The following is a 9,653-nucleotide window of genomic DNA, read 5'->3' as shown; positions in this document are numbered from 1 at the left end:
CGTTTCCACATTGTTCAACTAGTTGGTCGCGCCCTTAATAACTGTCGAGTTAATATTCTTAAACTACTAGATAAACATACTCGCGAATACAAGCTACTCAAATCACAATGGAAACTTTTCCATCTCAAAGCGACCGAACTGCAGCCAGAGAAGCCAGTCTATTTACGTGGAATCAACGAGTATATGACTAAACAGAATGCCGTTGACCTAGTACTGAATCAATTTCCTCAGTTTAGTGCTGTTTATAACGCATATCAAGAAATTACGGCGGCACTTCATGAGCGAAATAGCGAACGCTTAATCACAATCCTGAGTCAGTATCAGAATACCGGAACAGAAATGGATACGGCTATCGCTACATTAAATAAAAATCAGTCTTATGTCATTAATAGTACCCAGTTTAAGTTCTCCAACGGTCCCTTGGAAGGGATCAATCGTCGAATTAAGACCCTCAAGCGTTCCTGTTATGGTTTTGCCAATCAGCAATTTTTTTAAGAATTGATTGTTTATTTGCGTAAAAAAACACCTCCCACATTCTCGTAGGAGGTATTGATATCCATCAATACTAGTTGAGAAATACCCACAAATTAGGCAACCAAACCCCACTTCAATATGAGTAGAATCTAGTTGCCTAGAAAATATTTATTCAATTCTAAAGCAAGAATATACAAGTTCCAACTTTAAAAGTACACGTCACCTAATACTTAATTGCAATAATTAATAATAACAATAGGATTAGAAATTCTTCCATAATTTTTCGCCTTCTTCTTATTCCTATTTGTAAAAAATTATATCGTACATCATAAACTTTTTCAATGTAAAAATTAATTTTTTACATCAAGAAAATTTTAATAAATCAGGTTAAATGGTAAGTAATCAATACCAGTGCATTGCATATTGGAAATTGAGTCAGAGATAATTGACTAGTTCCATTATTGACCTTCTGTAAGCACACCATAACAGCACGGTTAAAGAAGCTAGAACTCCTGGTCAAATCATAACCACCCTTGCACATCGGCTATAAGCCGATTAGAAAAGCCAGCGTCTCAAGGCGCTGGCTTTCGCTTTGCTCAAGCCAAAATGCTCTGACTACTTTGCCACCGCTTTAAGCGGTGTTCGTATTACTTCACTTACCCTTAAAAGGGTCTGAGTATTCCGTACTTGTTAGCTTATCTATAATCATGTCATGTTTTTCTTGATCTCGAATATATTTCTTAATTGTGGATTCATTTAATCCCACTATACTTACATAATATCCTTCTGCCCAAAAATGTCGATTGCCAAATTTATACTTTAAATTTGCATGACGGTCAAACATCATCAATGCACTTTTGCCTTTCAAATATCCCATAAATTGTGAGACGCTTAGTTTCGGTGGAATGCTTACTAGTAAATGCACATGGTCCGGCATCATATGTCCTTCGATTATTGTTACGCCTTTGTACTTACACAACAATTTTATATAGTTTCTAAGATCCCTACGATATTGATTGTAAATTACTTTCCGTCTATACTTTGGAATGAATACGATATGGTACTTACATAATCACTTCGTATGGGCTAAACTATTTAGTTTATTAGCCATATTTATAAAACCTCTTTTCCCTTATTTGATTTTGGCTTGAACACCTACATCTTAAGGCAAAAGAGGCCTTTTTTATATAATTTTTATCGCCCACCCGCAGAGCAGGTGGTTTTTTGTTTCGTGCACTCGCTTCGCTCACGCACTCAACTAGGTCTAAAGACATTAATAAAATACCCCAGAGTTAATTTCCAACTCTGGGGTACACGTCAAATTTATATACTATAAAGGTATTCTTTTTAACATTGAAGTACTTAAACTTTTATATTTAGGAATATATGTTTTAGATAACAAAGATATTAGTTTCTGAACCTTGGAAGAATTTAGAAAAGTAGTAAGTTCTGCTAAGTCATTTTTATTTGCTATAATTTGTATTCCCGAAATGACTAGTCCAGACTTCACAATTTTGAATGGCTCTGAATAGGGAATAATACTTCTTGATACTACTATTTTAGGCGTATTTACATCATGTATACCTTGACTTCTTCCCCACCATAATCCATATTTTTCTTTGAAAGATTGTGACAACATTTTATTTAGATATTTATAAGTCAAAGGGAATAAATCTTTCATATTATTAATCTTCTTAAAATCAAATAGATTATAAGGAAAAATTACATAATTGACCTCACTAATATTAGACGGACGAATACCTCTAACTAAAATTTGTCTTTCTACCTTAAACATTTTTTTATTCTTCTTAAAGATCAAATACTTATCCGTTAAGTCAATAACTTCTTTAGATTGAATGATAAACGTCTTATCATTCAATGTGGCGATTCCATTTCTAATTTTAGCAATATCACTTAAATAATATTGGCTTTCGCTTACGTTAAGAAAGGGATTATAGGAATTAACATTTATCTCTCTGTAAGCTAAGTTTCTTAAGAAATTCGAATATGGTTTTTCTACACGTAAGTATTGATTATTAGTCGAAAAAACTGTTATTGCTGTAAATACAGAAACATTTTCAAACATTAGTTGATCGTCAAAGTCTATAATTCTTTCAATCATTCGATGTCTTAAAAAAAATTTATTCATAACTCTAGAACTTTCAGCCTTGATATAAGTATTCGGAGTAATAAAAACCATTTTTCCCTTTTTATTCCATAATTTATAACCAATCTCAAAAAAATAGTAATAAAAATTATAGTTGTATTTATCACAAAACTGGCTATTATCATTTAAAAACTTAATCGCATTAGAATCCATATTTGCTTTGGAAACAAAAGGAGGATTACTTATTACATAATCAAATTCATTTAATTTAAAATCGCACTTTAAAATATCCTGACAATAAATTTTCCAATCGACATTAATCTCTTTTTGAAAAAAGTCACTCACAATCTTATTTAATTTTTTTTACAGATAAGAATTGCGTCTTCCCTAACATCAAAGCCATAAAAACTAGTTTCTAAGAAGTTTATAATATAATTTTGAGATTTATCCTTATTTAAATTTAAGAACTCCTGTATTATATAAGTCATAATATGACCTTCTCCGATTGCAAGTTCAATAAGCTTAAAGCTTCTTCGATAATCAATTTTCAATAACGATATCATTTTTTTAGCTAAAAGGGAATTTGTATAATATATTCCGTTTTTCTTTTTAAATGAAATTTGTTTCATGGCTTTTATCTAACTTTCTAATATAATCCTTTCTAATAGCAGAATCAATTAAACTATCCTTAAAAGTATCCATTAATTTTAATATATAATGAGCTACCTCATCAAAATCTTCTAATACTATTTCATACCCTCTTTCTCCATGTGCAAGTGAGTTTCTATAGCTAAGCAACACTGAATCAATAAAATTAGCCCTAGTTAAAAAACGTGAAGAATCTATTCCTAGCAGTTCTAATATATTCTCAAACAATTTTGAACTTAAGTTTGAATCCGTTGATATATATATCTCTTTCCTAATGTATCCTCAAATCTAGGAATATCTTTTGAATATAATTCTTTGTTTAGATTATCTAAAAATCTTTTCCTTACTACTTGCTTTTTTGAAATCATTAAATCATCAAAATATCTTTTTTGCTGTAGTTTAATTTCTAGAAAACCCGTTTTTAAGAAAATAAGTGGTATATTTTGCGAAAAAACAAACATAGCATAATAATTAGCAGCTTTATTTATAAAGCCTTCCCAATTAGCATATATTATTAATATAGATGATTTTTGTGTAAAGCTCAGTGGAGTATTTTCCACATTACTACTTATTAAAAGATTAGCCTGTATAATTTCTTTTTTTCGCCATGCTAGTTCATTGTCCAACTTATCAATTAATTCATCGACTGTTTTTATTTGCTTTTTTGACATTTAAGTCACCCTTAAATAACAATATCTTCTTAATTCTATCTACTGGTCGCATGCCTCTTTTAGTAATTTCTTCATATAAAGCAGATTTAAATATTTTTTTATGATATTGTTCCAATACTTCATTATTATATTCTATCTTTTGTTTATGAAAAGCCGTATAAACAAATGTCATCTCAAAAATTGGGCGCATAAATCGCTTCCCATACTTTCCATTTTTATAAGCCTTTGAAGCTTTATCTCCTAATATTCTTGCCATCAATTCAAAAACATCTAGCATTTTTTTACCATTCGAGTCCAAATTTTCTAATAGTTTATCATTATCTATTAGTTTTTTGGTAATAAACTCTTGTAAATCATCGGATGGATTCATACTTTGCGCTGGAACCGTTAAAAGTATATAGCACTCATCAATGAGTTCTTTATCTAACTGCTCGTTTCTTTGTCTCTTAGTCATATTACTTATAATTTTCTTAAAACTCTCATTTTGACTTAAACTCTTAGTTTCTCTAAACAAATTATGATTAGCCATTGCAATTACAACATTTCGTATCTCTTGTGGGCTTAAATTTGTCCCATTAGTATTTAGACGTTGAAACAACTCATACTTTATAGAAGTATTATTGGAAGAATCAATTATAATGGCATTAATTCTTCTCCTTTTTAGTCTTCTTTGAAAGTTAGGGCCTAGTGTTTCCCAAGTCTTGTCTCTTAAAGCAGGTAAAAACTTAGTTTCTTTTAGTACTAAAGGCTTTTCATTCTTTAATTCCCCCGTTAATTGTAATAAAGTACTTATACGTTGGAGTCCATCGATAACATCCCATTTACCGCTTCCATCTTGTGAAACAAAAATTGAGGGTACCGGAATTCCAAGAATCATCGATTCTATAAATGAAGAACGTTGCTCCATTTTCCATCTATAATATCGTTGGTATTCTGGATCAATTATCATATCTCCATCTTTATACATATTTATTAATTCACCAACGGATAAACTATACTGATCAGTTTTTATAGACTGAACGCTATTCTCATATTGGCTTTCTAATCTTTCATCCATTTTTATAAACATCCCTTTCTCTAAATACTTAAGACTCAATGCTCTCATGAAAGTATTGCCTTTTGGCATTTTTGGGGAAATTAAACTTGATATCATCCTAGACATATTAAAAACTTGGCTTTTCCCAATCGAATTGACTATCATCGCTATACAAACTTATAGACCGATTGCCCTTACTCAACATCCTAATGTCAACGAAACCAAAGTTAATGATCCACAATTATCTTACTAATTTACCAAGTTCATCTTGATTAGGCAAAAGCCGAATCAATTTATAATTATTAAAGTATTAACTTGTCCCTTAGTTCATAACTATCAGTTTAAGTCTTTTCGAAATTGTACCAATATTAATTCTAATATAATGGAATGACAGTATTACTGTAGATTTTAAATTCATATGGTCTATTATATTTGCTTAATTACATTGCTACTAAAGCTTCACCCATAATATGCTGAGAAATTAATTTTAGACACGCTCCCCCCCTAAATATTGCTTATTATCTAATGTTATCTATACTAGTCAATACACACAGCACTAACAATTGACAGCTACAAACTTTTTCGCCAAGATATGGCAGAGCTATAAAGTTCATAATTTCTGCTCACTAAAGACAATTCAAACGTAATCATTCATTTATTTTCTCTCCTGTTTTATCCAGCATTCTTATCAAATCATACCATACAAAAAAACCGGCGACCAAGCCGGTTTCTATACTATTCTTCAATCTCACCCATAAACTGCTTCAACGCACTCTGCCAATCAATGATCTCAAATCCAGTACTTTCCGCTTTCATCAAGCTCATAATTGAGTGGCGTGGACGATAAGCCTTAGCTGGATAAGCATTCGAATCAACTGGTGCCACTTCGACATTCTGATCCTTCAAAATCTCACTGGCAAATTCGTACCATGAGCAAGAGCCTTCATTAGATAATTGATATGTACCGAATGGCTGATCATTATCAACTAAGTATGTCATAAACTCCACTAAAGTACGGGTCCAGGTTGGACGACCAAATTGATCATTTACGACTGTTAATTTATCGTGATCCCTGGCAAGTCGTAACATGGTGTAGACAAAGTTCTTGCCATACTTACCAAAAAACCAAGAAGTGCGGATAATATAATAATCGTCAAGAATTACCTTAACTGCTTCTTCACCTGCTAACTTTGCCTTACCGTATTCATTCTTTGGGTTGACTGGGGCACCAACTTCATATTCTCCCTCATTAGTACCATCAAAAACATAGTCGGTACTGATATAGACCATCTTGGCACCAATCTTTTTTGCTGCTTCGGCAACATTACGCGTACCGACTTCATTTACTTGTCAATTTAACTCTTTAGCCACATCTTCGGCATTGTCAACAGCAGTATAGGCTGCACAATGATAAATAACTGCTGGTTTTACGGAAATGGATACGGCTATCGCTACATTAAATAAAAATCAGTCTTATGTCATTAATAGTACCCAGTTTGAATTCTCCAACGGTCCCTTGTAAGGGATCGATCGTCGAGTTAAGACCCTCAAGCGTTCCTGTTATGGTTTTGCCAATCAGCAATTTTTCTTTTTAAGAATTGATTGTTTATTTGCATAAAAAAACACCTCCCACATCTTTGCAGGAGGTGCTGATATCCATTAATTAAAATTAATAGATACTCATGTTTGCCTTATTTCAAATAATAGTCAGTAGAAGAAATTTCTTCTGGCAACATTGTTGTAAAGGCGTTATTATTACTATTCTTGAGATAAGCATAATCACCATTCGGTAACTTAATAGCTAGACCAATTCCGACATTTTGGAGTGATGTTCCGTTTTGGTATTTAGCGGACCACTCTGTAATATGGGTAGTTGGATCTGGTGCTTTACCAGTTGAGATCGCTTTAGTTGTAAAGAGTGATGGATACTTTTTCTGTAGCTCTGGTAAGAACTTACCACCGTAATTCTTCTGACCTTCACCGCCACCAACGGTATATGCAAAGTAAATTTGGTTGGCATATGATTTACCATCAACCCACATTTGATTACCGTAATTGTTTGCACGTGTTACTGTTGTAGCTTCACGTCCAGAGAACCCAATCATTTGATTCATAACAATATCTTCTTGAACTTTCAATCCAGCACTGTGTAATGCAGCAATTGCATTAGAAAGTTCCTCACCGGTTCCGTATTTAGTAGGATTCTTTTCAGTTCCTAACGTATACCGATCGTTGGTTGCATACCCTTCATTGTAACGGCTCATGTTAAATGGACTATAAGCTGGTGCCATCCAAAAGTCAGTAATACCAAGTTCATTAAATAAGTTAGCATTATCTGCAATTACATTATAAGCATGTTCTTCTTTACTTGTTGGCATTGGTTGGAACAAGCTAAAGTCTTCATAAATCATATGAGAATCGAGAGCTGCATTGGATTGATATACCTTATCCTTGTTATTTGCTATTTCTGATGCAGCAGTAGCAACATCTTGATTAGCATTAGTAACTGGAACCCAGACACTTAGATAACCACTAACGTATGGATTAGCGTATCCCTTAACATTAACTTTTAAGATTCCCTTATCATCGGTAGTTAAAATTTCAGGATTCAAACTATCTTTACCATTATAGGTAAGACCAGCCACAGTTGTATCAATCAAGTTACGGTACTGCTGGTTTGCATGGGCTAATCCCATATTAATAGTAATAGTTTGTGCGACCATCTTAGCATCATTGCCAACAACTACAGCCATTCCACTAGTCCGACTTAGTTTATCAGCTCCTTGAGATGAAGCGTTCTTAACCCCTTTACCATAACGAACACTAGTAACCAGATTATCATTAATTGCTGTCATGGTTTGTCCACCACTAACAAATTGTTTTCTAGCCTTCATCAGAGTCGTAATTGCATCATAATACATACTCTTTTCTTTCATATATTGAGCAGTCTCTTTATACAAGTCACCATAATAAACTTGTGGAACAGTATCCTTATTACTTAACAAGATAGCATATTGGGCAGGAACATTGTATTCAGCATAATTCTTATCAGTCTTTGCTTGGTCAGCATAGTATTCTTTCCAAGCTTGTTCTGCATATTCAGCCTTGTAGCCATTTCCCATGACATCCGCAACTCCCTGATGGTCATTAATAATCATGCGATTGATCAAGTTCTTTCGTTGATCATGGTTAGTTACAAATGACCAATTTGGTGTAGCCACATTCTCAGAACTATCATTGCCGCGATTAACGACACTATTCGTAATCAGGTTATTAACCTTATCTCGACCATTGCTACGACCGAGAACATTAGCTAATGTATAAAAAATGCCACTATCCATATATAGTTCAGGATTACCCTTGCTATCTAGCATATGCTGTGCACCTGAATGATAACCTTCATTATAAACTAAATGGTCATTAGCATTACCTTGATTGCCCTTAGTTTGGTACAGAGCATTCACTAATTCAGCCATTTGGTCTAGAACGTCCGCATCAACATTATCAGCAGCATCAACCCGAAATCCATCGAAATTACCATCTGGATTATAACCCATTATTTTACCGTAGTTTAATAAAAAGTATTCCCAGTTCATATTTTCTGCTTGAACAACTGGATTAGAGTTATCGATATCGTTACCTACTAATAATTCTGGACTATTATCACGATTATCATTATTAGCTTGGTTATTGATTGTTCGATTCATTAACCGATACTGGCTATCAGCATAGCTAGTATTACCCTGCTTAGGATTTTGAGAATCGTTATTAACAAAGATTACTTCATCACTATCGATTGTTCCACTTTCATCTGGATGATAATTCTTACTATTTTCCAAAGGTAGTTCCGATGCTGGTGATAGTTCTGGAACACTGAGGATGAAATTGCTAATATCACTTGCCAACTTAGCGGTACCTTTATTGGCTGCAATGTTCTTTTCTATTACATAGCGCAAATTTTGAGCATTAGTATTTAAAAGATTAGTATCCGTCTTACCAGACAAGTTTGCGACACTTTCTTTAGTAAGACCGTAATTCTTATTTTCATAACCATGTTCAACGAAATACTTGATAAATTGAGCTTGAACATCCTTATTCGGCCATGTATACATTAAAATTGGTCGCCAATCCATAACAGTAGTTTTATACCATGTTTTACCATCTTGACTTGTGCCGTATGGACGATACCAACCATCATAACTTAGGTAGCCATTAATACTATTAATGGAACTTTCATCTTGACTATAAGCAACGTTTTGCCAAGTCCCCTGATCAATTGTCTTAATTAAAAAGTTATTGTCAGCATTGTAAACATTTAACTTACCATCAACAATCTTAGAAGTAATATTTGTTATCAAATTCTTTTTACCCATTTGGAAGGAGTCCTTAACAGGCAAGATTTCTGACCATAAATCAATTCGATTGCCTTCACCATTTTTTCCATCATCACTAAAACGATGGACTAGTTGAACACTAGTATTATTTAGGCTGTCTTTAAGCGTCATTGATCCCTGGAAACCAGATTGAACACTACCAGCAATTTCTGGGAAAGCATTGTAGACATCATTTCTATTAAATCCAGCAACTCCATCTTTAGTAGTGCTAATAAGTTGACGACCAACTTCCTTACCATTAGATAGTACAATCAGCCATTGATAAGGCATATTAAAGGCTTGGTCACTGGCATGCCAACCAGAAAATTCTACTTGATTGCCGT

8 protein-coding genes and 2 pseudogenes are annotated in these 9,653 nt (G+C 33.4%); 2 read left to right on the top strand and 8 right to left on the bottom strand.

Annotated elements, in window-relative coordinates; translation table 11 throughout:
- A partial coding sequence (locus tag IEU90_RS11190; RefSeq protein ID WP_188358150.1) for a transposase occupies positions 1-495 on the top strand: 495 nt, incomplete at its 5' end.
- 631 nt (positions 496-1,126) lie between these two features.
- On the opposite strand, the gene tnpA is transcribed toward IEU90_RS11190, so the two are convergent.
- From tnpA to rfbD, 7 genes and pseudogenes are all read right to left on the bottom strand, one after another.
- Complete coding sequence (tnpA, locus tag IEU90_RS11185; protein ID WP_229723703.1) at positions 1,127-1,531, bottom strand: IS200/IS605 family transposase; 405 nt, start codon at positions 1,529-1,531, stop codon at positions 1,127-1,129.
- A 273-nt stretch (positions 1,532-1,804) separates the two neighbouring features.
- Positions 1,805-2,926 carry an Eco57I restriction-modification methylase domain-containing protein gene (locus IEU90_RS11180; RefSeq protein WP_188358149.1) on the bottom strand — a complete coding sequence of 374 codons (1,122 nt, stop codon included), beginning with the start codon at positions 2,924-2,926 and terminating at the stop codon, positions 1,805-1,807.
- 8 nt (positions 2,927-2,934) lie between these two features.
- Positions 2,935-3,210: a hypothetical protein gene (locus tag IEU90_RS11175; RefSeq protein WP_188358148.1), complete on the bottom strand. Its 276-nt coding sequence runs from the start codon at positions 3,208-3,210 to the stop codon at positions 2,935-2,937.
- On the bottom strand, positions 3,191-3,457 hold the full coding sequence (locus tag IEU90_RS11550; RefSeq protein WP_188358147.1) for an MAE_28990/MAE_18760 family HEPN-like nuclease: 267 nt from the start codon (positions 3,455-3,457) through the stop codon (positions 3,191-3,193). The genes IEU90_RS11175 and IEU90_RS11550 overlap by 20 nt, the downstream gene beginning before the upstream one ends.
- 8 nt (positions 3,458-3,465) lie before the next feature.
- The gene (locus IEU90_RS11165) at positions 3,466-3,900 is read right to left on the bottom strand and encodes an MAE_28990/MAE_18760 family HEPN-like nuclease (RefSeq protein ID WP_188358146.1); all 435 of its coding nucleotides are present in this window, start codon (positions 3,898-3,900) and stop codon (positions 3,466-3,468) included.
- On the bottom strand, positions 3,869-4,957 hold the full coding sequence (locus IEU90_RS11160; protein WP_188358145.1) for a DUF262 domain-containing protein: 1,089 nt from the start codon (positions 4,955-4,957) through the stop codon (positions 3,869-3,871). The genes IEU90_RS11165 and IEU90_RS11160 overlap by 32 nt, the downstream gene beginning before the upstream one ends.
- Before the next feature lie 714 nt (positions 4,958-5,671).
- Positions 5,672-6,370, bottom strand: a pseudogene (gene rfbD, locus IEU90_RS11155) (dTDP-4-dehydrorhamnose reductase); the annotation flags it as partial.
- Between rfbD and IEU90_RS11150 the strand changes: the two are divergent.
- Positions 6,366-6,554: pseudogene (locus tag IEU90_RS11150) on the top strand (transposase); the annotation flags it as partial. The pseudogenes rfbD and IEU90_RS11150 overlap by 5 nt on opposite strands.
- Before the next feature lie 73 nt (positions 6,555-6,627).
- On the opposite strand, the gene IEU90_RS11145 reads toward IEU90_RS11150, so the two are convergent.
- Positions 6,628-9,441, bottom strand: a complete 2,814-nt coding sequence (locus tag IEU90_RS11145) for a glycoside hydrolase family 70 protein (RefSeq protein WP_229723701.1) — start codon at positions 9,439-9,441, stop codon at positions 6,628-6,630.
- Positions 9,442-9,653: the final 212 nt, after the last annotated feature.

This window comes from Limosilactobacillus caviae (genome assembly GCF_014635905.1).
GTDB lineage: Bacteria > Bacillota > Bacilli > Lactobacillales > Lactobacillaceae > Limosilactobacillus > Limosilactobacillus caviae.
This window is presented reverse-complemented; position numbering and strand designations above follow the sequence as displayed.